Annotated in this window: 24 protein-coding genes; 15 read left to right on the top strand and 9 right to left on the bottom strand. The window is 75.3% G+C overall.

The annotated features are described in order from the left end of the window. Positions 1 to 323 precede the first annotated feature (323 nt). The gene (locus tag ABD158_RS16055) at positions 324 to 614 is read left to right on the top strand and encodes an FHA domain-containing protein (RefSeq protein ID WP_344008590.1); all 291 of its coding nucleotides are present in this window, start codon (positions 324 to 326) and stop codon (positions 612 to 614) included. Beyond that, entirely contained in the window at positions 611 to 1270 is a 660-nt protein-coding gene (locus ABD158_RS16050) for a histone deacetylase (RefSeq protein WP_344008589.1), read from the top strand. Before ABD158_RS16055 ends, ABD158_RS16050 begins: the two co-directional genes overlap by 4 nt. Here the strand turns inward: ABD158_RS16050 and ABD158_RS16045 are convergent. Further along, on the bottom strand, positions 1260 to 3482 hold the full coding sequence (locus tag ABD158_RS16045) for a S8 family serine peptidase (RefSeq protein WP_344008588.1): 2223 nt from the start codon (positions 3480 to 3482) through the stop codon (positions 1260 to 1262). The genes ABD158_RS16050 and ABD158_RS16045 overlap by 11 nt on opposite strands. Positions 3483 to 3688: 206 nt before the next feature. On the opposite strand from ABD158_RS16045, the gene ABD158_RS16040 reads away from it, so the two are divergent. The 3 genes from ABD158_RS16040 to ABD158_RS16030 are packed head-to-tail and all read left to right on the top strand — an operon-like array spanning position 3689 to position 6414. Further along, positions 3689 to 4087: a cold-shock protein gene (locus ABD158_RS16040; RefSeq protein ID WP_344008587.1), complete on the top strand. Its 399-nt coding sequence runs from the start codon at positions 3689 to 3691 to the stop codon at positions 4085 to 4087. A 3-nt stretch (positions 4088 to 4090) separates the two neighbouring features. Further along, entirely contained in the window at positions 4091 to 5620 is a 1530-nt protein-coding gene (locus ABD158_RS16035) for an MFS transporter (RefSeq protein ID WP_344008586.1), read from the top strand. After that, on the top strand, positions 5617 to 6414 hold the full coding sequence (locus ABD158_RS16030; protein ID WP_344008585.1) for a DUF3027 domain-containing protein: 798 nt from the start codon (positions 5617 to 5619) through the stop codon (positions 6412 to 6414). Before ABD158_RS16035 ends, ABD158_RS16030 begins: the two co-directional genes overlap by 4 nt. Before the next feature lie 30 nt (positions 6415 to 6444). On the opposite strand, the gene ABD158_RS16025 is transcribed toward ABD158_RS16030, so the two are convergent. Then, a complete protein-coding gene (locus ABD158_RS16025) occupies positions 6445 to 6720 on the bottom strand; it encodes a DUF2530 domain-containing protein (RefSeq protein WP_344008583.1) in 276 nt (91 codons plus the stop codon). 87 nt (positions 6721 to 6807) lie between these two features. On the opposite strand from ABD158_RS16025, the gene ABD158_RS16020 reads away from it, so the two are divergent. The 9 genes from ABD158_RS16020 to ABD158_RS15980 all read left to right on the top strand — a co-directional run bounded on the left by ABD158_RS16020 (position 6808) and on the right by ABD158_RS15980 (position 16409). After that, positions 6808 to 7257: a MarR family transcriptional regulator gene (locus ABD158_RS16020; protein WP_344008581.1), complete on the top strand. Its 450-nt coding sequence runs from the start codon at positions 6808 to 6810 to the stop codon at positions 7255 to 7257. After that, positions 7254 to 8585 (top strand): MFS transporter, encoded by a 1332-nt coding sequence (locus tag ABD158_RS16015; RefSeq protein WP_344008580.1) that lies wholly within the window; start codon positions 7254 to 7256, stop codon positions 8583 to 8585. The genes ABD158_RS16020 and ABD158_RS16015 overlap by 4 nt, the downstream gene beginning before the upstream one ends. 139 nt (positions 8586 to 8724) lie before the next feature. Continuing rightward, positions 8725 to 9099 (top strand): 30S ribosomal protein S12, encoded by a 375-nt coding sequence (gene rpsL, locus ABD158_RS16010; protein ID WP_344008579.1) that lies wholly within the window; start codon positions 8725 to 8727, stop codon positions 9097 to 9099. Continuing rightward, positions 9099 to 9569: a 30S ribosomal protein S7 gene (rpsG, locus tag ABD158_RS16005; RefSeq protein ID WP_344008578.1), complete on the top strand. Its 471-nt coding sequence runs from the start codon at positions 9099 to 9101 to the stop codon at positions 9567 to 9569. Before rpsL ends, rpsG begins: the two co-directional genes overlap by 1 nt. Positions 9570 to 9637: 68 nt before the next feature. Further along, positions 9638 to 11749, top strand: a complete 2112-nt coding sequence (gene fusA / locus ABD158_RS16000; protein ID WP_344008577.1) for an elongation factor G — start codon at positions 9638 to 9640, stop codon at positions 11747 to 11749. Positions 11750 to 11827: 78 nt separating this feature from the next. Beyond that, positions 11828 to 13024 carry an elongation factor Tu gene (gene tuf / locus ABD158_RS15995; RefSeq protein ID WP_344008576.1) on the top strand — a complete coding sequence of 399 codons (1197 nt, stop codon included), beginning with the start codon at positions 11828 to 11830 and terminating at the stop codon, positions 13022 to 13024. Positions 13025 to 13109: 85 nt separating this feature from the next. After that, a complete protein-coding gene (gene trmB / locus ABD158_RS15990) occupies positions 13110 to 13910 on the top strand; it encodes a tRNA (guanosine(46)-N7)-methyltransferase TrmB (RefSeq protein ID WP_344008575.1) in 801 nt (266 codons plus the stop codon). 183 nt (positions 13911 to 14093) lie between these two features. Beyond that, a complete protein-coding gene (locus tag ABD158_RS15985; protein WP_344008574.1) occupies positions 14094 to 15290 on the top strand; it encodes a S8 family peptidase in 1197 nt (398 codons plus the stop codon). Between the two features lie 216 nt (positions 15291 to 15506). Then, positions 15507 to 16409, top strand: a complete 903-nt coding sequence (locus ABD158_RS15980; protein WP_344008573.1) for a hypothetical protein — start codon at positions 15507 to 15509, stop codon at positions 16407 to 16409. On the opposite strand, the gene ABD158_RS15975 is transcribed toward ABD158_RS15980, so the two are convergent. Both ABD158_RS15975 and ABD158_RS15970 read right to left on the bottom strand, forming a co-directional pair. After that, a complete protein-coding gene (locus tag ABD158_RS15975) occupies positions 16396 to 16833 on the bottom strand; it encodes a DoxX family protein (protein ID WP_344008572.1) in 438 nt (145 codons plus the stop codon). The two genes, ABD158_RS15980 and ABD158_RS15975, sit on opposite strands and share 14 nt — an antisense overlap. Then, positions 16830 to 17684 carry an RDD family protein gene (locus ABD158_RS15970; RefSeq protein ID WP_344008571.1) on the bottom strand — a complete coding sequence of 285 codons (855 nt, stop codon included), beginning with the start codon at positions 17682 to 17684 and terminating at the stop codon, positions 16830 to 16832. The genes ABD158_RS15975 and ABD158_RS15970 overlap by 4 nt, the downstream gene beginning before the upstream one ends. A 61-nt stretch (positions 17685 to 17745) precedes the next feature. On the opposite strand from ABD158_RS15970, the gene ABD158_RS15965 reads away from it, so the two are divergent. Then, positions 17746 to 18741 carry a stage II sporulation protein M gene (locus tag ABD158_RS15965; RefSeq protein WP_344008570.1) on the top strand — a complete coding sequence of 332 codons (996 nt, stop codon included), beginning with the start codon at positions 17746 to 17748 and terminating at the stop codon, positions 18739 to 18741. A gap of 35 nt (positions 18742 to 18776) precedes the next feature. Here the strand turns inward: ABD158_RS15965 and ABD158_RS15960 are convergent, their stop codons facing one another. The 5 genes from ABD158_RS15960 to ABD158_RS15940 form a co-directional block, all read right to left on the bottom strand. Beyond that, positions 18777 to 20069, bottom strand: a complete 1293-nt coding sequence (locus ABD158_RS15960) for a DUF58 domain-containing protein (protein WP_344008569.1) — start codon at positions 20067 to 20069, stop codon at positions 18777 to 18779. A 27-nt stretch (positions 20070 to 20096) separates the two neighbouring features. Beyond that, on the bottom strand, positions 20097 to 21038 hold the full coding sequence (locus tag ABD158_RS15955) for an AAA family ATPase (RefSeq protein WP_344008604.1): 942 nt from the start codon (positions 21036 to 21038) through the stop codon (positions 20097 to 20099). 104 nt (positions 21039 to 21142) lie between these two features. Then, a complete protein-coding gene (locus tag ABD158_RS15950) occupies positions 21143 to 22309 on the bottom strand; it encodes a DUF4350 domain-containing protein (RefSeq protein WP_344008568.1) in 1167 nt (388 codons plus the stop codon). Next, the gene (locus ABD158_RS15945; protein ID WP_344008566.1) at positions 22306 to 22929 is read right to left on the bottom strand and encodes a DUF4129 domain-containing protein; all 624 of its coding nucleotides are present in this window, start codon (positions 22927 to 22929) and stop codon (positions 22306 to 22308) included. Before ABD158_RS15945 ends, ABD158_RS15950 begins: the two co-directional genes overlap by 4 nt. After that, positions 22926 to 23849, bottom strand: a complete 924-nt coding sequence (locus tag ABD158_RS15940; RefSeq protein WP_344008565.1) for a hypothetical protein — start codon at positions 23847 to 23849, stop codon at positions 22926 to 22928. Before ABD158_RS15940 ends, ABD158_RS15945 begins: the two co-directional genes overlap by 4 nt. Between the last annotated feature and the right edge of the window lie 159 nt (positions 23850 to 24008).

Here is a 24008-nt window from a genome sequence, read left to right as displayed (position 1 = left end):
CGAGCGCCGCCCCGCCCGCCCCCGCGGCCCCGGCACCGTCGACCCCTCCGGCCGCTGCGGCAGCGCCGGCCCCTCCGGCCCCGGGCCGGGAGCGGGCCCCGCGGCCCCAGCTGCAGGGCCCGCTGCGCCCCGACCAGGACCCGCCCGGACGACACCGGGACGCCCCGGTGGCCGGTGCTGCCGGTGCGGGGTCGCCTCCCGCTGCCGCTCCCACCGCCCGTCGGGCGCCCCGTCCCGCTCCGGCCGCCCCCCGCCCCGCCGACCGGCCCGCACCCGCGGGGACCGCGCGCTGGCGCCTCACCTTCGACACCGGCGAGACCCTCGTGGTCGAGGGGCTGGCGCTCGTCGGGCGTCGCCCGGAGCCGCGCGCCGGCGAGCGCGTGCGCCACCTGCTCGCCCTGCCGTCGTCCGACATGTCGCTGTCCAAGACCCACGCGCAGCTCCACCTCGCCGACGGCGTCCTGGTCGTCATGGACCGGGGCTCGACCAACGGGTCGGTCCTCAACCGCCGCGGGGTCGCCCGCGACCTCGCCCCGGGGCGACCGGCGACGCTCGTGGACGGCGACCGTGTCCGCTTCGGCGACCGCGAGATGCAGGTGGCGAAGGAGGCATGACGCCGGAGCCGCCGGAGCCGCCGGAGCCGCCGGAGCCGCCGGTGCCGCTCGGTCTCGTCTGGTACGTCGGGTACGGCTCGAACCTGTCGGCCGCCCGCTTCGCCACCTACCTCGACGGCGGTCGACCCGTGGGCGGGAGCCTCGACCACGTGGGCGCGCGCGACCGCCGGCGACCCCGCCGCGACGTCGCGGTCGACCTGCCGGGGTCGGTCTACTTCGCCGGGGACTCCGCGCAGTGGGGCGGCGGGGGCGTCGCGTTCTACGACCACGACGTGCCCGGCCCGGCCGCCGGGCGCGCCTACCTGCTCACCCTCGGCCAGCTGGTCGACGTCGCCCGGCAGGAGATGCACCACCCGCGCCTCGCCGACGACCCCCTCGAGGTCGTGCTCGCGGCGCCGCTGGAGCACGGGCGCCACGAGGTCGGGCCCGGACGCTACGAGACCCTCCTGGAGGTCGGGCGCCTCGAGGGCCTTCCCCTGCTGACGTTCACGACCGCCGGCGGCAGCCGCGCGGTGCCGCACACCGTCCCCTCGGCGGCGTACGTCGAGACCCTGGTCGTCGGCCTGCGCGAGTCCCGCGGGTGGGACCGGGCCAGGTCGCTGGCCTACCTGCGCGCTGCCGCGCCGCCCGCGACCGGGGGTCCGCTCAGCGGCTGACGACGACCGGGATCCGGACCCGGCTGCCGTCGGCGCCGCGCCAGGTCACCGTGCCGCTGTCCACGGCTGCGCGTCCGGCGCCCCCGCCGACGTAGGCGGCCGAGACGCGCACGGTGAACGACGCCGTCTCGCCCGGCGCCAGGCGCAGCGCCGCCGGTCGGACGCTGACCGCGTGGCGGCGGAAGCCCTCGGCCGCGGAGGAGAAGTACAGGGCGGTGCCCGTCACGTTGCGCACCCGCCGCGTCACCTGCGCCGGGCCGCCGCGCAGCAGCACGGACGCCGTGTTGGTCGCGACGGGCGGCCGGGCGCCGTCGAGGTAGCGACGCAGCTCGGCCGCGGGCAGCGGGTAGACCAGCCCGGGTGAGGTCGCGCGGCCCGCGCGGACGCGGCCGGCGCCCTCCCGCAGGGCGCCCGGGGAGCCGTCGAGGGGCAGTGCGGTCGTCGTGAGCGCCGAGCGCACCTCGTCCGCGGTCCACCCCGGTCGGGCGGCGCGCACCCGGGCGGCGGCGCCGGCGAGGACGGCCGTGGCCGCCGACGTGCCGGTGAAGCTGCGCCACCCCGGGCCCTCCGGGCCGGGCGGGACCGCGCCGAGCACCCCGGTGCCCGGTCCGAGCAGGGTGGGGGCGACCACGCCCGCGGCGGGGTCACCGGTGGCGGAGAAGCCCGCCGGGCGCGGGGCGACCCCGTCCGTCCGGTCGGGCTCGAGGCGGGCGCGCGGCCGCGGCCGCTCGCGCAGCACCGCCCGCAGTCGGTCGGCCTCCGCGGCGGCGAGGTGCAGCACGGGCACCCGGTGCAGGTCGAGCGAGAGCGCCGCGCCGCGCCGGTTGGCCAGGACCATCGCCACGCCGCCCGCCCGGTCGACCTCGGCGGACTTCTCCAGGCGGGAGACCCGGCCACGGTCGCAGACCACGACCGCACCGGCCGCGCGGGCGGCGTCGAGGCTCCCGGGTCGGCACAGCCGCGCGTCGGTACGACGGGCGCCCGGGGCGGCGACCCGGCTCCCGGCGACCACGGGGACGTCGTCGAGGGTGCGGCGCACGGCCATCGCCCCGGAGAGGGTCGGACCGCCGGGCAGGACCAGCCGCCCCCGCCGCACCGGGGTGGTGTGGGCGCCGACCGTCAGCGCCCACGGCGCGGCGTGCGCGGCCCAGGACGACGCGGCGTCGTTGCCGGCCGCCGTGACGACCACGACGTCGGCCTCGGCGGCGCCGAGCAGCGCCCGGTCGAGGGTGTCGAGCCGGGACGGCCCGCCCACGGCCACGCTCAGCACGTCGACCCCGTCGGCGGTGGCGAGGTCGACGGCGCTCACGAGGTCGGAGGTCGCACAGCCGTCGTGGGCCGGGTCGGGCGCCGTCCAGCAGGCCTTGTAGGCCGCGACCCGGGCCTGCGGCGCCACGCCGGCGTAGGTGCCGAGGTCGCCGCGGTCGCCGACCGTGACGTCGGCGTTGCCCGCCGCGATGGAGGCGACGCCGGTGCCGTGGCCGGCGTCGTCGCGGGCCGACAGCGTGGCGGAGGACGCGAGCCGGTCGCGGCCGAAGCCGGCCACGAACCACCGGGCCCCGACGAGCTTGTCCCCGCAGGTGTCGGTGCCCCACCCGGCGCCCGCCGCGCAGGGACCGGTGAAGTCCGCGGCGCGTCCGCCCGGGCCCACGCCCCCGTCGGCGAGCACCCGGGCGTCGGGGTCGACGCCCGAGTCGACGACGCCGACGACGACCCCCGCGCCGCCACGACGCGCCGTCGAGGGCGACCCCGGGGCGGGCGGGCGGTCGTCGGCCGCGAGGGGGCGCACCGCGTCGTCCTCCACCGAGACCACCGAGGGCCGCGCGCCCAGGCGGGCCGCCTGGTCGGCATCGAGCCGCACCGCGTAGCCGTTGAGCGCCGTGCTCCACCGGTAGACGGGCTCCGGTGCGCCGAGGCCGCGCAGGGTGCGGTCCTGGGCGGCCCGCAGGCGGGCCGCCGCACCGGCCCGCCGCTCGGGCGCCGTGCCGGCCAGGCCGGGACCCGCGAGGGTCACGAGGCGCAGAGGCGCGGCGTCGGCGTCGGTGCCCCGGAGGTCGACGGCGGGCGCGGCGGGCGCGGCGGGCGCGGCGGGCGCGGCGGAGGTGACGGGGGCGACGGAGGTGAGGACCGCGGCCCCGGTCACCAGGACCAGCAGGGCCGCGCCCCGGGCGCGCCCGGAGCGCCGTCGCCCGGCGGTCTGGCTCCTGGTCACGTCCGTCTCCCGCGTCCCCTTCGTCACGTCCGTGACAGAGGCACGATGGTGCCAGGGACTCCGATCCGGGGCAACGAGGTCCGATCACCCGCGGAGGGGATCGAGGTGGAGCGCGACCCCGCCGCCTTCTAGGCTGGGCGCGTGCGGCGTCGTGCTCGCACGACGTCGTGGAACGGGGCCCGGGCGAGGGCCGAGAAGGGGGAGACGTGCCGAACGGGCGGGTCAAGTGGTTCGACGCCGACAAGGGCTTCGGGTTCCTCGCGCGCGAGGACGGGCCGGACGTCTACGTCCACGTCGACGCCCTCCCCGCGGGGACGACCACCCTGAAGGCCGGCACCCGCGTGGAGTTCGGGGTCGCGCAGGGCCGGCGGGGCGACCAGGCCCTGCGGGTCACGCTGCTCGACGAGCCGACCTCGGTCGCGCGGAACCGGTCCCGGGCGCAGCGCAAGAAGCCCGAGGAGATGGTGGGCATCGTCGAGGACCTGATCCGACTGCTCGACTCCACCGGCGAGGCCTACCGGGCCGGCCGGCACCCGGACCCCCGCACCGCCCGGCCGACGGCGAAGCTCCTGCGGGCGCTCGCCGACGAGCTCGAGCTCGGCTGACGGGTGGCCGGTCCGCCGCTCCCGCCGCCCGACGCCGACGAGGACCACCACGACGCCCCGGGCCGACGGGGCGGCCGTGGTCGCAGCGGGGCCCGTGCCACCGCCCGCACCGCCCGGTCGGCGGCGCAGCGGACCGGTCGCGTCGGCCGGTACGCCGTGCGTCAGGCGCGACGTGCCTCCCACGCCGGCGGCGCCGGGGCCTCGGGGCTGTCGCGGCTGATCGAGATGCACGCCTTCAACACCGCCGGCGACGCCGCGGTGGCGATCGGCCTCGCCGGCACCCTGTTCTTCCAGGTGCCGACCGGCGAGGCCCGGGGCCAGGTCGCCCTCTTCCTGGGCCTGACGATGCTGCCGTTCGCGATCGTGGCGCCCCTGATCGGGCCCTTCCTCGACCGGTTCAGCCACGGCCGGCGCTGGGCCATCGGCACCACGATGGCGCTGCGGGGCTTCCTGTGCTGGGTGCTGGCGGAGGCCGTCACCCGCGACTCGGCCCTGCTCTTCCCCGCGGCGCTCGGGGTGCTCGTCGCGTCCAAGGCCTACGGGGTGACGCGGGCGGCGGCCGTCCCGCGCCTGCGCCCGCCCCACCTGACGCTGGTGAAGTCCAACGGCCGGGTCTCCCTGGCGGGCGTGACCGGCGCGGCCGTGTCCGCCCCGCTGGCGGCCGGCGCGGCGTTCGTCGGGGCCGAGTGGGCGCTGCGCTACGCGTTCGTGCTGTTCGTCGTCGCCACCGTCCTGGCGATCCTGCTGCCCGCGAAGGTCGACGACGCCACGGGGGAGGGGCGGCTGTCGATGACGGGCGCCGAGGGTGGAGAGGCCGGCCCCGATCCGGTGGGCACCGACCCGACCCGCGCCGGTGCCGGTGCCGGTGCCGGTGCCTACGGACCGTGGTCCGACGACCCGGACGGCCGTCCCGGCCGCCGGCCCCGGGGGCCCAACATCCGGATCCCGCCCGCCGTCGCGTTCGCGCTGAAGGCCAACGCCGGGCCCCGCTTCCTCGTGGGCTTCCTGACCATGTTCATGGCGTTCCTGCTGCGCGAGCAGCCCGTCGCGGACCTCGCGCCGGAGGTCCTGCTGGCGCTCGTGGTCGGGGCGGCGGGGGCCGGCAACGCCGCCGGCATCGCCCTGGCCTCGGTGCTGCGCGACGTGAACCCGCGGGTCACCGTGGTCGCGGTGCTGCTCGCCGACGCCGCGATGGTCGTGCTGGCCGCCGCGCTGTACGCCCTGCCGACCCTGGTGCTCCTCGGGCTGACCGCCGGCGTGGCCCAGTCGCTCGGCAAGCTGTCGCTGGACTCCACGATCCAGCGCGACGTGCCGGGCCGGGTGCAGTCCAGCGCGTTCGCGCGCTCCGACACCACGCTGCAGCTGGCGTGGGTGACCGGCGGCTTCGTGGGGATCGCGCTGCCGCTGATGCCGCGCCTCGGCCTCGGCACCGCGGGCGCCGTGCTGCTCGCCTGGAGCGTCTACGTGCTCGCGACGCGACGGCCCGCCGCCGCGCCCCGTCGCGGGGCCCGCGACCCGATGAGGCATGCTTGAGTGCTGTGATCACCGCCCCCGCCCGACCGCGCCGCGCCCGCGCCGACGCCACCCTGGTGGCCGCCGAGGACGTCGCGACGTCCGCCCTGGCCGCGCAGACGGACGCCGGTGACGTCGGCGAGCACCTCGGCCACGTCGTCGAGGGCGAGCGGGTGCTCACCCACCGCTTCGCCTGCCACCGCCCGGGCTACGACGGCTGGGTGTGGGAGGTCACGCTCGCGCGGGCCCCGCGGCAGCGCGCCGCGACGGTCGACGAGGTCGTGCTCGTGCCCGGCGACGAGGCCATCACCGCCCCCGCCTGGGTGCCCTACCGCGAGCGGATCCAGCCCGGCGACCTCTCGCCCGGCGACCTGCTGCCGGTCGAGGACGACGACCCGCGCCTGGTGCCGTGCTTCTCCTACGGCGACGACCCGCTCGACGCCGACGACAAGGCCCAGGTCCGCGAGGTCGCCTCCGACCTCGGGCTGGGCCGGGTGCGCACCCTGTCCCGCGAGGGCCGCGACGCCGCCGCCGAGCGCTGGTACGACTCCGACGCCGGGCCCGAGGCGCCGCTCGCCCGCTCGGCGCCGGCCCCCTGCGGCAGCTGCGGCTTCCTGCTGCGTCTCGCCGGGCCGCTGTCCGGCACCTTCGGCGTCTGTGCCAACGGCGACGCCAACGACGACGGCCGCGTCGTCGCCATCGACCACGGGTGCGGCGCGCACTCCGAGGCCCGTCTGGGCAAGCGGGCCCAGCCGGTGCCGCTGCCCGACCACGTCTGGGACACCGTCACCGTCGACGGGCTCGACCGCGCCTGACCCGGCGGGCGCCACGCCCCGGCGTCGGGCTCAGCGCCGTCCGCGGGCGCGCCGGCGGCGGCGGCAGTACTCCAGCCCCAGCAGGCCCAGGCCGAACCCCGCCAGGCAGGTCCACAGCCACCACAGCCGGCCGGCCTCCTCGAGGTTGCCGTAGAACGGCAGCAGCGCGACGAAGGCGACGAGCCAGAGCCCCACGCCGATCTCCACGGTGCGCACGCCGTCGACGTCGAGCGGCTCGACGTCGGCCACGACGTACGTGCGGTTGCCGATCTCGTGCTGCCTCGGCTGCTCGTCGCGGATCTCCACCCCACCAGCGTAGGACCCCGCGCGGGTCGCTCGCCGACGGTCCCGGCCGGGAATGCTTAGCATGACTAATGAGTTAGGCTCATCATCATGCCCACCGTCGCGAAGGTCGCCCGCACCGACGCCGGACTCGCCTCCGAGCTCCGGCTCTCCGTGATGCGCCTGCGCCGCCGGCTCGCCGCGGAGCGACACCCCGACAACGAGCTCGCCTCGGGGTCGATGGCCGTCCTCGGCTGGCTGTACCGCACCGGCGGCGAGCTGACCGTCACCGAGCTGGCGGACGCCGAGCGGGTCAAGCCGCCCTCGATGTCGCGCACCGTGCGCGGCCTGGTCGAGGGCGGCTACGTCGCGCGGCGGGCGAGCGACGACGACGGGCGCCAGGTGCGGGTCTCGCTGACCGACCGCGGTCGCGACACGCTGCTGGCCGACCGGCGTCGCCGCGACGCGTGGCTCGCGCTCCGGCTCAAGGAGCTGAGCCCCGAGGAGCGCGCGGTGCTGCGTCGTGCCGCCCCGATCCTCGAGCGGCTGGCGACCGCGTGAGCCCGACGTTCCGCGCCCTGGCCAACCCCAACTACCGCCGCTACGCCGCCGGCGGCGCCGTGTCCAACGTCGGCACCTGGATGCAGCGGGTCGCGCAGGACTGGCTGGTGCTCCAGCTCGCCACGAACGGCGCCCTCGCCCTGGGCATCACCACCGGGCTCCAGTTCCTGCCGATCCTGCTGCTGTCCCCGCTCGCGGGCCTCGTCGCCGACCGGGTCTCCAAGCGGCGCCTGCTGCAGGTCACCCAGCTGATGATGGCGGGACCCGCGCTCGTGCTGGGCGTCCTCGCGGTCACGGGGGTCGCTGAGGTCTGGCACGTCTACGTCCTGGCGCTCGCGTTCGGCGTCGGCACGGCGTTCGACGCCCCTGCGCGGCAGTCGTTCGTCCCCGAGCTGGTGGACCACGACGACCTCGGCAACGCCGTGGGCCTCAACTCCGCCTCGTTCAACGCGGCCCGCGTCGTGGGCCCGGCCGTCGCCGGCCTGCTGATCGCGGCGTTCGGCGGCGGGGCGGTCGGCACCGGCTGGGTGATCCTGATCAACGCGGTCAGCTACGCCGGCCCGATCTGGGCCCTGCGCGGCATCGACGTCAGCCGGCTCGACACCCCGACCCCCGCGCCGCGCGGTCGTGGCGGGATCCGCGAGGGGGTCCGCTACGTCCGCGGGCGCCCGGACCTGCTCCTCGTCCTCGCGATCGTGTTCTTCGCCGGCACCTTCGGGCTGAACTTCCAGATGACCTCCGCGCTGATGGCCACGGAGGTGTTCGACAAGGGCCCCACCGAGTACGGGCTGCTCGGCACGTTCATGGCCGTCGGGTCCCTGACCGGCGCGCTGCTCGCCGCGCGGCGCACGACGGTCCGGCTGCGCCTGGTCGTCGCGGCGGCGCTGCTGTTCGGCGTGGTCGAGGTCGTCGCCGGGCTGCTGCCGACCTACCTGGTCTTCGCGGTCTGGATGCCGCTGCTGGGCGTGACCGCCCTGACGATGATCACCGCCGCCAACACCACCATGCAGCTGACCACGGCCCCTGAGCTGCGTGGCCGCGTGATGGCGCTCTACCTCATGATCTTCATGGGTGGCACCCCCCTGGGGGCGCCGCTTGTCGGGTGGGTGGGGGAGACGTTCGGCGCCCGCTGGACCCTGGTCGGCGGAGGGGCCGCGACGGTGCTCGGCGTGCTCGCCGCGACGGCGCTGTTCGCCTGGTCACGGGGCGTTTTGACCCTGCGCAGACGACCGCGTAACCTCGATAATCGTGTCTGGCAGCACCAGGCGTCATCCCGCGTGCCCGACGACCGTCGGTCGCCCGTGACGACACGCCCGACCTCGGGGTGAAGACCCCGGGTGGCGCTGGCACCACCTCGGTCCACCGCCCGGCGGCCACGTCCGCCGGGGCCACCACGGCCCGACAGCGACATCACCGTGCCCGGCAGAGCGCCGGGCACTGAGAGCGAACAAGAGAGGGAACCACCCGGTGCCCACCATCCAGCAGTTGGTCCGCAAGGGCCGCCAGGACAAGGTGTCGAAGAACAAGACACCCGCCCTGCAGGGCTCGCCCCAGCGGCGCGGCGTCTGCACGCGCGTCTACACCACCACCCCGAAGAAGCCGAACTCCGCCCTGCGCAAGGTCGCCCGCGTGCGCCTGTCCAGCGGCGTCGAGGTCACGGCGTACATCCCGGGTGTGGGCCACAACCTCCAGGAGCACTCGATCGTGCTCGTCCGCGGCGGCCGGGTGAAGGACCTCCCCGGTGTCCGCTACAAGATCATCCGCGGCTCCCTGGACACCCAGGGCGTCAAGAACCGCAAGCAGGCTCGCAGCCGCTACGGAGCGAAGAAGGAGAAGGGCTGATGCCGCGCAAGGGTCCCGCCGCCAAGCGCCCCGTCGACGTCGACCCGGTCTACGGGTCGCCGGTCGTCTCGCAGCTCGTGAGCAAGGTGCTCCAGGACGGCAAGAAGCAGGTCGCCCAGCGCATCGTCTACCGCGCGATGGAGGGCGCCCGCGAGAAGACGGGCACCGACCCCGTCGTCACGCTGAAGCGCGCGCTCGACAACGTTCGCCCCTCCATCGAGGTGAAGTCCCGACGCGTCGGTGGCGCCACCTACCAGGTGCCGATCGAGGTCAAGCCGGGCCGCAGCAACACGCTCGCGCTCCGCTGGCTCGTCGGCTACGCCCAGGCTCGTCGCGAGAAGACGATGACCGAGCGTCTGATGAACGAGATCCTCGACGCCTCCAACGGCCTCGGTGCCGCGGTGAAGAAGCGCGAGGACACGCACAAGATGGCCGAGGCCAACCGCGCCTTCGCCCACTACCGCTGGTGAGTCCGTCCGGCCCCGGACCGGGGCCGGACACCCACCTCCACCTCCGACACTGAGGGGTCATCACTCACGTGGCCGTCGACATCACGACCGACCTGAAGGTCGTCCGCAACATCGGCATCATGGCGCACATCGACGCCGGCAAGACCACCACCACCGAGCGGATCCTGTTCTACACCGGCATCTCCTACAAGATCGGTGAGGTCCACGACGGCGCAGCCGTCATGGACTGGATGGAGCAGGAGCAGGAGCGCGGCATCACCATCACCTCCGCCGCGACCACCTGCTGGTGGAAGGACCACCAGATCAACATCATCGACACCCCCGGGCACGTCGACTTCACCGCCGAGGTCGAGCGCTCGCTGCGCGTCCTCGACGGCTCCGTCGCCGTCTTCGACGGTGTCGCCGGCGTGGAGCCGCAGACCATGACGGTCTGGCGCCAGGCCAACAAGTACTCCGTGCCGCGGATGTGCTTCGTCAACAAGCTGGACCGCACGGGTGCGGACTTCTTCCGCTGCGTCGACATGATGGTCGAGCGGCTGAACTCCACCCCGCTGGTGCTGCAGCTGCCGATCGGCGCCGAGTCCGACTTCCTCGGGGTCGTCGACCTCGTGGGGATGCGTGCGCTGACCTGGCGCGGCGAGACCACGATCGGTGAGGACTACTCCGTCGAGGAGATCCCGGCCGAGCTCGCCGACCAGGCCGCGGAGTACCGCGAGAAGCTGCTGGAGACCCTGGCCGAGGCCGACGACTCCGTCATGGAGAAGTACCTCGAGGGCGAGGAGCTGTCGGTCGAGGAGATCGAGGCGGCCATCCGTCGCGCCACGCTGGCCGACAAGCTCAACCCGGTCCTGTGCGGCACGGCGTTCAAGAACAAGGGCGTGCAGCCCCTGCTCGACGCCGTCATCAAGTACCTGCCCTCCCCGGTCGACGTCGAGGGCATCGTCGGGCACGACGTCAAGGACGAGTCGATCGAGGTCGTCCGCAAGCCCTCCGACGACGAGCCGTTCTCCGGCCTGGCCTACAAGATCGCGTCCGACCCGCACCTGGGCAAGCTGACCTACGTGCGCGTCTACTCCGGCGTGCTCGAGGCCGGCGGCACCGTGACCAACTCGGTCAACGGCAAGAAGGAGCGGATCGGCAAGGTCTACCAGATGCACGCCAACAAGCGTGAGGAGATCGCGAAGGTCGGCGCCGGTCAGATCGTGGCCGTCATGGGCCTCAAGGACACCAAGACCGGGCACACGCTGTGCGCCCAGAACGCCCCGGTGATCCTCGAGTCGATGACCTTCCCGGCCCCCGTGATCGAGGTCGCCATCGAGCCGAAGACCAAGTCCGACCAGGAGAAGCTGGGCACCGCGATCCAGCGCCTGTCCGACGAGGACCCGACCTTCACCGTCAAGACCGACGAGGAGACCGGGCAGACCATCATCGCCGGCATGGGCGAGCTGCACCTCGACATCCTCGTCGACCGGATGAAGCGCGAGTTCCGCGTCGAGGCGACCGTCGGCAAGCCGCAGGTGGCCTACCGCGAGACCATCCGTCGCAAGGTCTCCGGGCACTCCTACACCCACAAGAAGCAGACCGGTGGGTCCGGCCAGTTCGCGAAGGTCGTCATCGACCTCGAGCCGAGCATCGACGAGGAGACCGGCGCGGGCGCCGGCTACGAGTTCGTGAACTCGGTGACCGGTGGTCGCGTGCCGAAGGAGTACATCCCCTCGGTGGACCAGGGCGGCCAGGAGGCCATGGAGTTCGGCGTCCTCGCCGGCTACCCGATGGTCGACGTGAAGTTCACGCTGGTCGACGGTCAGTACCACGACGTCGACTCGTCCGAGCTCGCCTTCAAGATCGCCGGCAACCAGGCGTTCAAGGAGGCCGCGCGGATCGCCAAGCCGGTCCTGCTCGAGCCGATGTTCGCCGTCGAGGTCACCACCCCCGACGACTACCTCGGGGACGTCATCGGCGACATCAACAGCCGTCGCGGCCAGGTCCAGAGCATGGAGGAGCGGCACGGCGAGCGCGTGGTCAACGCCCTCGTCCCCCTGTCCGAGATGTTCGGGTACGTTGGCGACCTGCGGTCGAAGACCTCCGGTCAGGCGTCGTACTCGATGGAGTTCGACTCGTACGCCGAGGTTCCCTCCAGCGTGGCCGAGGAGATCGTCAAGAAGGTCCGCGGCGAGTAGCGCCCGCGCACCATCGATGGGCTTCGGCCCGCACCACCCCCACAGTTTCCGCACAACCCATCACAGGAGGAGCCCCAAGTGGCTAAGGCGAAGTTCGAGCGGAGCAAGCCGCACGTCAACATCGGCACGATCGGTCACATCGACCACGGCAAGACGACGCTGACGGCTGCCATCTCGAAGACGCTCCACGACAAGGACCCGGCGGGCAACCCGGACACCCAGGCCTTCGACATGATCGACAAGGCCCCCGAGGAGCGTCAGCGCGGCATCACGATCTCGATCGCGCACATCGAGTACCAGACCGAGGCGCGCCACTACGCGCACGTCGACTGCCCCGGTCACGCCGACTACATCAAGAACATGATCACCGGTGCGGCGCAGATGGACGGCGCCATCCTGGTGGTCGCGGCGACCGACGGCCCCATGCCGCAGACCCGCGAGCACGTGCTGCTCGCCCGCCAGGTGGGCGTGCCCGCCCTGGTGGTCGCGCTCAACAAGTGCGACATGGTCGACGACGAGGAGCTCATCGAGCTCGTCGAGATGGAGGTGCGCGAGCTCCTCAGCGAGTACGAGTTCCCGGGCGACGACATCCCCGTCGTCCAGGTCGCGGCCTTCCCGGCGCTCCAGGGCGACGAGAAGTGGGCCGGCAGCATCCTCGAGCTCATGAACGCGGTCGACGAGTACATCCCGACCCCGGAGCGCGACACCGACAAGCCGTTCCTCATGCCCGTCGAGGACGTCTTCACCATCACCGGTCGCGGCACCGTCATCACGGGCCGCATCGAGCGTGGCGTCGTCAAGGTCAACGAGGAGGTCGAGATCGTCGGCATCCGCGAGAAGTCGCAGAAGTCGACCGTCACCGGCGTCGAGATGTTCCGCAAGCTGCTCGACGAGGGCCAGGCCGGCGAGAACGTCGGGCTGCTGCTCCGCGGCACGAAGCGCGAGGACGTCGAGCGCGGCATGGTCGTGATCAAGCCGGGCACGACCACCCCGCACACCAACTTCGACGCCTCGGTCTACATCCTGAGCAAGGAGGAGGGCGGCCGTCACACGCCGTTCTTCAACAACTACCGTCCGCAGTTCTACTTCCGGACCACGGACGTGACCGGCGTCGTCACCCTGCCCGACGGCACCGAGATGGTGATGCCGGGCGACAACACCGAGATGTCGGTCGAGCTGATCCAGCCCGTCGCCATGGACGAGGGCCTGCGCTTCGCGATCCGCGAGGGCGGCCGCACCGTCGGCGCCGGCCGGGTCACCAAGGTCACCAAGTGACCCTGGCGGTCCCCGCCCGAGCCTGACGGCTCGCCGCAGCACCCCGCACCACCACGCAGCGCCCCCGGGTCCGCCCGGGGGCGCTGTGCTGTCCGCAGAGGAGCCCACCATCACCACCCCGCCCGGCGACACCACCCGGCCCGCCGAGACCACCGGCCCGCCCCCCGGCGCCACCTCCCCGGCGCGCCCCCACCGCAAGCTCACCGACGACGGACGCCGCGTCCGCGAGGTGCTGTCGTACTCCCGGCGCGGCGCGCGCTTCACCGAGCGGCAGCAGCGGGCGTGGGACGCGCACGCCGGGGCCTGGGTGGTCCCGACCGACGCCGTGGACGACGGGGCCTTCCGCGCCGCGGACTGGTTCGGACGCGAGGCCCCGCTGGTCGTGGAGATCGGCTCGGGCGTGGGGGAGGGCACCGTCGCGCTCGCCGCCGCCCGCCCCGACGTCGACGTGCTCGCCCTCGAGGTGTGGCGCCCCGGCGTCGCCTCCACCCTCGACGCACTCGCCGAGGCCGGGGTCGAGAACGTGCGCCTGTGCGCCGTGGACGCCGCCTGGTTCCTCTCGGAGCGGGTCGCGCCCGGTGGCCTCGCCGAGCTCTGGACCTTCTTCCCCGACCCGTGGCCCAAGACCCGGCACCACAAGCGCCGGCTCGTCGCCCCGGCGTTCGCGGCCGTCGTTGCCTCGCGGCTGGCTCCCGGCGCAGCCTGGCGCCTCGCGACGGACTGGGGCGACTACGCCGAGCAGATGAGGTCGGTCCTCGACGCCGAGCCCGGCCTGACCGGCGGCGTCGTCGAGCGCTGGTCCGCCCGACCGGTGACCCGCTTCGAGCGCAAGGGGCTCGCGGAGGGCCGCGACCCCGTCGACCTCTGCTACCGCCGGCCGGGCTGAGCCGGCCCGGTCCGGGGTCGCCCCGTCCGCAGCCCGGGGGCCCGACAAGGGTTATCCCTCTACCCCCTCCCACCCCGCCCGGGGGAGGGTCGACCCGGCGGCTCGGGCCGCCCCCGGCCCGCGGGTGCGGCGCCGGTGTCGAAAAGGGAGCCGTTCCCCCACGGCTCCGGGAGGTAGACACACATGCTGAAGAGGACCGCGGTCGGGATGGCGACCCTCGCCGTGTCGGCCCTGGGCGCCACCGCGCTCACGTCGACCACCGCCAGCGCCGCGCCGGACGCCGACCGCGCCGCCGCCGAGCAGCAGGCCCCGCTGGTGCAGGCCGAGTCCGGCGCCATCGCCGGGCAGTACATCGTCTTCATGGAGCCCGGCGCCGAGCAGGCCTCCCGCGCGACGGGCCGCGCCGACGTGTTCGCCGCGGGCGGCACCATCGAGCGGGTCTACGACGACCTGGGCGGCTACGCGGCCGACCTCGACGCCGCCGAGCTCGCGGCGGTCCGGTCCAACCCCGACGTGCAGCTCGTCGCCGAGGACAGCCGCGTGGAGATCTCCGCGACCCAGAGCAACCCCACCTGGGGCCTCGACCGGATCGACCAGCGCTCCCTCCCGATGAGCCGCAGCTTCACCTACAACGCGACGGGCTCCGGCGTCACCAGCTACATCATCGACACCGGCATCCAGGCCCACAACGAGTTCTCCGGCCGTCTGGCCGCGGGCTTCACCGCCATCAACGACGGCCGCGGCAGCAGCGACTGCAACGGCCACGGCACCCACGTCGCCGGCACCGTCGGCGGCACCACCTACGGCGTCGCCAAGCAGACCACCCTCGTGCCGGTCCGGGTGCTCGGCTGCGACGGCAGCGGCACCAACTCCGGCGTCATCGCCGGCATGGACTGGGTCGCCGGTCGTGGCGGCCCGGCCGTCGCCAACATGAGCCTGGGTGGCGGCGCCAGCACCGCCACCGACTCCGCCGTGGCGCGCATGACCAGTGCGGGCGTGACCACCGTCGTGGCGGCGGGCAACGAGAACCAGAACGCCTGCAACGTGTCCCCGGCGCGCGCCTCCTCGGCGATCACCGTGGGTGCGACGACCAGCAGCGACGCGCGCTCGTCGTTCTCCAACTGGGGCTCCTGTGTCGACATCTTCGCTCCGGGGTCCTCGATCACCTCGGCGTGGATCGGCAGCAGCTCGGCGACCAACACCATCTCGGGCACCTCGATGGCCTCGCCGCACGTCGCCGGCGTCGCCGCGCAGTACCTGCAGCTCAACCGGGGCGCGAGCCCGGCGACCGTGACCAACGCGATCGTCGGCAACGCCACGACCGGCGTGGTGTCCGGCACCAACGGCTCGCCGAACCGCCTGCTGTTCACCAACTACTGAGCAGCCCGGCCCGCAGGGCCGCGCCTACTCCGCCCCCTCCGGGGGTGCGGGATCTCGGGGAGACAGGGCCGTCCGCCACCCGGCGGGCGGCCCTGTCGCGTCCGTGCTCCGGCACCGGTCTAGTCATTTCGCGGAATCCGTGACGTCCGCGGTGCTGGCATCCCTAGGCTCACCGGACAACGGTGCCGCGAGGGGCCGTGGTCACAGGAGGCACAGATGAGCACCTGCCCGCGGTGCGGCAACCAGCTCTCGGCAAACGACACGCTCTGCCCGTTCTGCTCGCTGCCGGTCGGCGGCGACGGGGAGAGCACCCGCATGGCCCCCGGGTCGTCCGGACCGCAGGGGTGGCCCCCGCAGGGTCAGCCGCCCCAGGGCCCGCCGCAGGGCCCGCCGCAGGGCCCGCCGCAGGGTCCGCCGCCGTACGGGCAGCAGGGCTGGGCGGCGCCGCCGGCGGGCCAGCAGCCCTACCCTCCGCAGTCCTACCCCCCGCAGGGCTACGGCCCCCCTCCGGGCTACGGGTCCGGGCCCGGGCAGGCCTACGGCTCCCCGCCGTACGGACCCGGCCCCGCGCCGGGCCGCCCGGGCGGCCCGGGCGGCCGGCGCGGGCCCTCGCCGGTGGTGCTCGCCGCGGTGGCCGTGGTCGTGCTGCTCGTGGTGGGCCTCGGTGCCTGGGCGCTGACCGCGGCGCTGTCCGGCGACGACACCGACACCGCGCAGCAGGGCACCGATCCCGCGACGACGGAGTCCTCGAGCAGCGCCACGCCCTCGGAGTCGCCGAGCCCGACCGAGTCCGAGACCCCGAGCCCGAGCCCGTCCGAGTCCGCCTCGTCCGGCGGCGGAGGTGGCGACTCGCGCACGACGTTCGACCTGTCCGACGGCGAGGTCACCATCCCGCTGACGGTGACCTCGACCGGCCGACTGGTCGTGACCGCCGACCCCGACGACGACGACATCACCCTGACGATCACCGACCCCGACGGCGAGGAGGTGTGCGACGTGGACGCGTCGTTCACCGAGGAGGAGTGCTCGTTCCAGGCCGGGACCACCGGCGAGTACTCCATCGTCATCGGCGTCTACGGCGGCGGCACCGGCGGCACCGGCGAGGTCAGGATCGAGTGACGGCCCGGCGCGCGGCCCACCACGACCGCAGCGTCCCGACGGCGCCCGTGCACCACAGCGCCCAGACCACGAGCAGCGGCTGGAAGAGGAGCCGGACCGCCCGGCCCGCGTCGGTGTCGAGGCCGAAGCCGTCCGCGCGGGTCAGGAGCTGACTGACGTTGCCGGGGAACACGGCGACGAACAGCGCGGCGACCACCAGGCCGACCCGGGGCCGCTGCGACGCGGGAGCCAGGAGCAGGGCCAGCCCGAGTGCGAGCTCCACCACCCCCGAGACCCACACCACGACACGGGGCGCCGGCAGGAACGGCGGCACCTGGGCGAGGAACTCGTCGGTCACGGCGAAGTGGGCGGTGCCCGCCAGGAGCAGGAACGCGGCCAGCAGCAGTCGCCCGAGGGTCCGCGCCCGTCCCGCCCCCCCGCTCATGGGCGCGACACCAGCCGCGCGCGGAGCGCCGCCTCACGACCCAGGCGGCGGGCGTCGCGCTCGCGGCGCTCGGCGACGACGGCGGCCAGGAACGCCTCGGGCGGCGTCCCGGGTGGGGGCGCCGGCGCGACGTGCGTCAGCACCCGGCCCGCGAGGTCCTCGGCGAGCGCCGAGCGGCGACCCGCGTCGAGGCCCGCGGAGCGGGACAGGTACTGCCGCACGGCGAGCGCGAGGGGTGTCGGCAGCGCCGTGATGTCGGCACCGGACGCCCAGGCGGCCAGGGGCGGCGGCATCAGGGGCGGGGGGACCAGCCTCAGCGGCACGCGCTCGCGCACGACGTAGGTCCCCGCGGCGTAGTCGCCGAGCCGCTTGCCCTTCGAGGACAGCAGGGCCGAGAAGAAGGCGGGCACGCCGGTGAAGGCGTAGATCTCCACGAAGCCGATCATCGATCGCACGATCGCGTGCTGGAAGGAGATCGGGCCCGCGTCCTCCCGGACCGTCCGCAGCCCGAAGCACAGCTTGCCGAGCGACCGGCCGCGGCTGAGGGTCTCGACCGTCGTGGGCAGGACCAGGAACACCAGGACGAGCAGACCGACGGACCCGATGCCCTGGACGGCGCCGCTGCCGCCGCTCACCGCGAGCAGCACGGTGAAGGCCCCGACGACGAGCGCCACGAGCGTCACCACGACGTCGACCGCGCCCGAGCCCATCCGCAGCGCCAGCCCCGCCGGGGGCAGGTCGAGCGCCACCGCCTCGCCGGTGACGAGGTCGTCCTCGGTGAGCGTCGCGAGCTCCGGTCGGCCCGACCGCGGACCGTGGGTCGCGGGCGGCGACGTGCGCGGGGCGTCCACGGGGGTCATCGTAGGCGTCGAGGCCCCACGCGGTCGGGTGCCGCGTCCCTAGGATGGTCGGGTGGACCTCGACTCCTACGTGGCCGCCCACGCCGGCGAGTGGCGCCGCCTCGACGAGCTCGCGCGCCGCCGCCGGCTCAGCGGTGCCGAGAGCGACGAGCTGGTGGAGCGCTACCAGCGGGTCGCGACCCACCTCTCGGTGGTGCGGACCTCCGCGCCCGACCCGTCCCTCGTGGCGCACCTGAGCTCCCTGCTCGCGCGGGCCCGGACCCGCTCGGCCGGGGCGCGGGTCACCACGTGGCGCAGCGTCGCGGGCTTCTTCACCGAGCGGTTCCCCGGTGCGCTGTACCGGCTGCGGTGGTGGTGGTTGAGCACGCTCGCGGCCAACGTGGTGGTGACCGGCGTGATGATCCTGTGGCTGCTCGCGAACCCGGCGGTCGAGCAGACGCTGCTCAGCCCCGAGCAGGTCGACGCGCTCGTCGCCGAGGACTTCGAGGACTACTACAGCGAGTACGCCGCGCAGGAGTTCGCCGCCCAGGTCTGGATCAACAACGCCTGGGTCAGTGCGCTGTGCCTGTCGCTGGGCATCCTCGGGCTCCCCGTGGTCTACCTGCTGTTCCAGAACCTCGCGAACCTCGCGGTGATCGGCTCGATCATGCACCGCAACGACGAGGGCCCGCACTTCTGGGGCCTGCTGCTGCCCCACGGCCTGCTGGAGCTCACCGCCATCTTCGTGGCCGCGGGCGTCGGCCTGCGGCTGTTCTGGTCGTGGGTCGCGCCGGGGGACCGGACGCGGGCGGCGTCCCTGGCACGCGAGGGCCGCACCGTCGGGACCGTCGCGCTCGGTCTGGCCGCCGTCCTGCTCGTCAGCGGCCTGATCGAGGGCTTCGTGACACCCTCACCGCTCCCGACGTGGGCGCGGGTCGGCATCGGCGTCGTGGCCGAGGTCGCGTTCCTGGCCTACGTGTTCGTGCTCGGACGCGCGGCGTACGCCCGGGGCCACGACGGCGACCTCGACGCCAGCCTGCTCGAGGACCGCGTCGCCACGGCCTCCTGAGCCGCGCCTCGCCTCGCAGGCTCGGCCGTGACGGCTCAGAGCAGGCCGCGGGCCTTCAGCGAGAGGTAGTGGTCCGCGAGGGCCGGCGGCAGCCGCTCGGCGTCGGCGTCGACGACGTCCACGCCGAGCGCGCGCAGCAGGTCCGCGGTCCGGCGGCGCCGGCCGAGCGCCTGCTCGGCGGCCGCAGCGCCGTACACCTCGGCGACGGTCCCGCGCGAGGCCGCCAGCCGCTCCAGCTCGGGGTCGCGGACCGAGGCGAGCACCACCCGGTGGGTGCGCACCAGGCTGACCAGCGCCGGCAGCAGGCTCTCCTCCACCGCGGCCGGCTCGAGCGGCGTCAGCAGGACCACCAGGCAGCGGCGGCGACCGGTCTGCGCGACGGCCGCGGCCAGGGCGGTCCAGTCCGCCTCCGCCAGCACGGGGTCCAGGTCCGCCATCGCGTCGGCCAGGACGCCGGCGACCGCGCGGGACCCGCCGGAGCGGACCCGCGCCCGCACGCGGCGGTCCCCGGCCAGGAAGTCGACCCGGTCCCCGGCCCGGGCGGCGAGGGAGGCCAGCAGCAGCGCGGCGTCCATGGCCGAGTCGAGCCGGGGGACGTCGTCGACCCGGCCGGCCGAGGTGCGGGAGGTGTCGAGGACCAGCACGACCCGCCGGTCCCGCTCGGGCTGCCAGGTGCGGACCACGACGGTGCGGCTGCGCGCGCTGGCGCGCCAGTCGATCGAGCGGACGTCGTCGCCCTCGACGTAGTCGCGCAGGGAGTCGAACTCCGTGCCCTGGCCCCGCACCCGCACGGCGGCGCGCCCGTCGAGCTCGCGCAGTCGCGCCAGCCGGCTGGGCAGGTGCTTGCGGGACGCGAACGGCGGGAGGCTGCGGACCACGCCGGGGACCTGCCGGGTCCGCTGGCGCCAGACGAGACCCAGCGGGCCCCGGACCCGGACGGTCACGCCCACCGCGCGCAGGTCGCCGCGACGGACCGGCCGGAGCGGCGTGACGAGCCGACGACCGGCGCCGGCGTCGAGCCGGAGCCGGTGGCGGTTCTCGGTGGCGCCGGCGGTGGGCTGCCAGGCGTCGCGCACGGCGACCTCCAGGGCCCGGGTGCCGGTGTTCTCGACGACGAGCGTCGAGCCGGTCGCCTCACCGGTGCGGACCGGGGCGGTCGGCTCGCGGCGCGCCACGACCCGCTCGGGCGCTCCGGCCAGCAGCCGGTCGACGAGGACGGCGAGCGCGACCAGGCCGACCCACGCCCAGCCCGTCGCCGCGCCGGGCCGCAGCACCAGGGGCAGGACCCCCACCACGAGCAGCAGCGGCACCCGGCCGGTGATCACCACGGGCGTGCCGTCCTCACGTCCCCGTCCTCATCGGGGCACCGGGACCGACGCGAGGGCCGAGGCCAGCACCTGCGCGACGTCGGTGCCCTCGAGCTCGGCCTCGGGCCGCAGGCCCAGCCGGTGCGCGAGGGTCGCGTGGGCCAGGGCCTTCACGTCGTCGGGCGTCACGTAGTCGCGGCCGTTGAGCCAGGCCCAGGCCCGGGAGGTCCGCAGCAGGGCCGTCGCGCCGCGGGGGCTCACGCCCAGGCTCAGGGACGGGGCCTCGCGGGTCGCCCGCGCCACGTCGACGACGTAGCCGACGACCTCCGGCGCCACCTGGACCCGGCCCACCGCCGCGCGCGCCGCGGCGACGTCGGCGGGTCCGGCCACCGCCCGGACGCCGGCGCCCGCGACGTCCGTGGGGTCGAACCCGGCGGCGTGGCGCCGCAGCACCTCCATCTCCTGCGCGCGCTCTGGCACGCCGAGGACGACCTTGAGCAGGAACCGGTCGAGCTGCGCCTCGGGCAGCGGGTAGGTGCCCTCGTACTCGACCGGGTTCTGGGTCGCGGCGACCATGAACGGCACCGGCAGCGAGCGCGACGTGCCGTCGACCGAGACCTGACCCTCCTCCATCGCCTCGAGCAGGGCGCTCTGCGTCTTGGGCGGCGTGCGGTTGATCTCGTCGGCGAGCAGGAGCTGGGTGAACAGCGGGCCCTCGCGGAACCGCAGGTCGCCGCCGCCCGCGTCGACGACCATGGAGCCCGTGATGTCGCCCGGCATGAGGTCGGGCGTGAACTGGACCCGACGGGTGCCGACGTCGAGCGCACCGGCCAGCGTGCGCACCAGCAGGGTCTTCGCGACCCCCGGCACCCCCTCCATCAGCACGTGGCCCCCGCACAGCAGGGCGACCAGCAGGCCGGACACGGCGGCGTCCTGGCCGACGACGGCCTTGGCGACCTCGGTCCGCACGGCGGAGAGCCGTTCGCGCACGGCGTCCGGGACGTCGGGGCCGTCGGGGCCGTCGGGGCGCCCGGGGGCGTCGTGCGCGCCGTGGGGGTCGCCGGCGGGATTCGGGCCGGGGACGGGGGTGGTGGTCACGGGTGTCGTACCTCTCTGTCGAGCTCGGCCAGGCGGCCGGCGAGGGAGCGGAGCTCCTCGTCGGAGCCGGGGGCCTCGGCGGTGGGGGAGATCAGCCACGCCACCTCGTCGGGGGTGCGCCCGGTGTGGCGGGCGACCTCCACGACGAGGGGGTCGGCACGGGGGTCGGCACGGGGGTCGGGGTCCCGGACGGGCAGGCCGAGGCGGACCGCCGTCCGCTGCCGGGTCCCGCGCCGCAGCGCGGCGGCGGCGTGGCCGCGGTCCCGGGCGCGGTGGTAGAGGCGACCGCGGCTCACGGTCGTCTCCGTGGCCCGGACCGTCACGGGGAGCGGCTCGGTGACGAGCGGGCCGAACCTCCTGCCCCGCCAGAGGATCGCGACCAGCGAGGCCCCGAGGAGCAGCCACAGGGACGGCACGAGCCAGGCGGGCAGCAGCGAGCCCACGGTGACCGCGTCGTCCGCCGAGACCTCCGTGGGGTCGGGCACGTACCAGACCAGCCGGTCGCCGGCGCCGAGCAGGCGCAGCGCGACGGCGGCGTTGTCGGCCTCGAGGACCCGTCCGTTGGAGAGCGTCTGCTCGGCGCCCAGCAGGAGCAGCCCCGGCCGCACCTGGGCGAGGACCGCGGCGCCGTCGACGACGAAGCAGCCCGGCAGGGGATAGGCGTCCGCGCCGTCGGCGGCCAGCGACAGCCCCGCCAGGTCGACGCCCACCCTCCGGGCGTCGCAGGCGGCGGGGACGTCCCCTCCCGGGGCCGCGAGCACCGGGGAGGTGTCGGCGTCGAGGAGGTCGAGCACCGCGACCCCCGGGCCGGCCACGACCACCCGGCCGGCCGCGGCGTCCTCGAGCAAGCGCCGCGCGGTCGTCGAGCCCAGGGACGAGGGTGACGTGACGAGCACCGTCGTGCGGTCGTCGACCCCCGCCGCCGTCAGGGCGTCGGCGTCGCGCACCACCTCGACCTCCACCCCCTCGTCGGCCAGCACCCGTGCGAGGGCCTGCCCGCCCGCGGAGTCCGGGTTGTCCGGGTCGAGCGGGTCGCTGCGGTCGGCCGTCGCGGCGCCGAGCACGACCACGCCGAGGGCCGCCAGCACCGCGAGGACCACCACGACGGTCGAACGACGGGGGAGCAGGCGGCGACCCGGGCGGGTGCCGATCCCGGCGCTCACCGCCGTCCCGCCAGGTCGTCGTCCAGGCGCATGACCGCGGTGACCTCGTCGGCCCCGACCCGCCGGTCGCCGTAGGCGACGCCGTCGAAGAGCCGGGCGGCGCGGTGCAGGCCGGCCGCACGGTCGCGGCGCCCCGGTGCCGGGCCGCCGGCCGGCTCCGCCACCTCGGCCAGGGCGGCCGCGACCTCGCGCGCCGTGGCGCCGGGCTGGTCGGCCAGCCGCCCGGCCTCCACCTGACGGACCGCCAGCGCGCGGAACGCGTCGAGCAGCGCCTCCTCGGGGCGGCCGGCGGCGAGGGCGGCCTCGGCGCGCGCGCGGAGGTCCCCGGAGCCCAGCCCGGTCCCGGTGATCGCGTCGGGGCCGGGACGACGAGGGTCCCGCTCCGAGCGGGCTCGGGCCACCAGCCAGGCCAGCGCCAGCGCTCCGGCGAGCAGCACGACCATCACCGCGGCCGCGACCAGCGGGTCGGCGGCCCCCGCCGCCGCGAGACCGGCGTCGAGCCGGCGTCCCAGCCACTCGAGGAACCGCAGGACGGGGTTCTCGGCGTTGTACTCGGGGCGCAGCAGCTCGCGTCGCAGCAGCGCGCGGCCCTCGTCGCCGTCGGGCGACAGTCCGCTCATGCGCCCGTGATCCCGGCCCGGGTCATCAGCTCGACGTCGAAGGCCTCCTTGCGCATCCGCTGGTCGACGTACTGCAGCGAGGTGACGGCGGCCGTGAAGGGCGACACGAAGGCGGCGGCGACGACGGTCGACAGCGCCTGGGCGAGCACGAAGACGAGCAGCTCGTAGCCCGCGAAGAGGGGGAGGACCAGGGCGAGCTGCGACAGCAGGGAGATCGGGACCGTGAGGACGCTGCTCGCGACCTGCGTGATCAGCGAGGTCAGCAGCGCGATGCCGAAGGTCCGCCAGAACTGGCGGCGCGTGAGCGTGAAGGCCCGACCGAGGGAGCCGAACACGCCCCGCCGCTCCAGCATCAGCGCCGGGACGGCCAGGTAGGAGACCCGGATCCAGGCCCACACGAGCAGGGCGAGGAACGCCGGCACGGTCACGAGACCGAAGAGCACGAGGACCACCGGCTCGCCGACGGCGAGCACCAGGACGACCCACAGGCCGATGTAGAGGCCCACGACGACGCTGGTGGCGGCCCCGACCAGGACGACCAGGCCGACCAGGCGCCAACGGGCGCCGTGCGTGGCGCGCCACGCCTCGCCCAGGGAGAGCCGACGGCCCACCGCCGCCGCCATCGTCACGTGGGCGACCATCCCGGTCACGAGGATCAGGCCCAGGGACTGGGCGAGCACGCCGAGGACGAGCGCCCCCAGCACCCCCAGGATCCCGAGCGCGTCGCCCAGGTCGGTGGGCTCGCCCTGGGGCGTCATCGCCGTGCCCGACGAGGTGAGGCCCAGCGAGAGGTCCATCGTCAGCGACAGGACGGCGGTGACGAGCACCGGCAGCGCCATCGCGGCCGCGGCGACCAGCACCGCCGAGCCGACCGTCGCCCGGGGGTTGAAGCGGATGATCCGGAACGCCGCGTCGTACATGTCGCCGAGCCGCAGCGGGCGCAGGGGGACGGCGCCGGGCTTGTGGGCGGCCGCCGCCGCGAACCCGGGACCGCCGGGTCCCCAGGGCGTCGGGCCCGACGGGGGACCGGACGGAGGACCGGACGGGGGACCGGACGGGGGACCCGGCCAACCGCTCGC

The sequence above is a fragment of the Nocardioides lentus genome, from assembly GCF_039529515.1.
GTDB lineage: Bacteria > Actinomycetota > Actinomycetes > Propionibacteriales > Nocardioidaceae > Nocardioides > Nocardioides lentus.
This window is presented reverse-complemented; position numbering and strand designations above follow the sequence as displayed.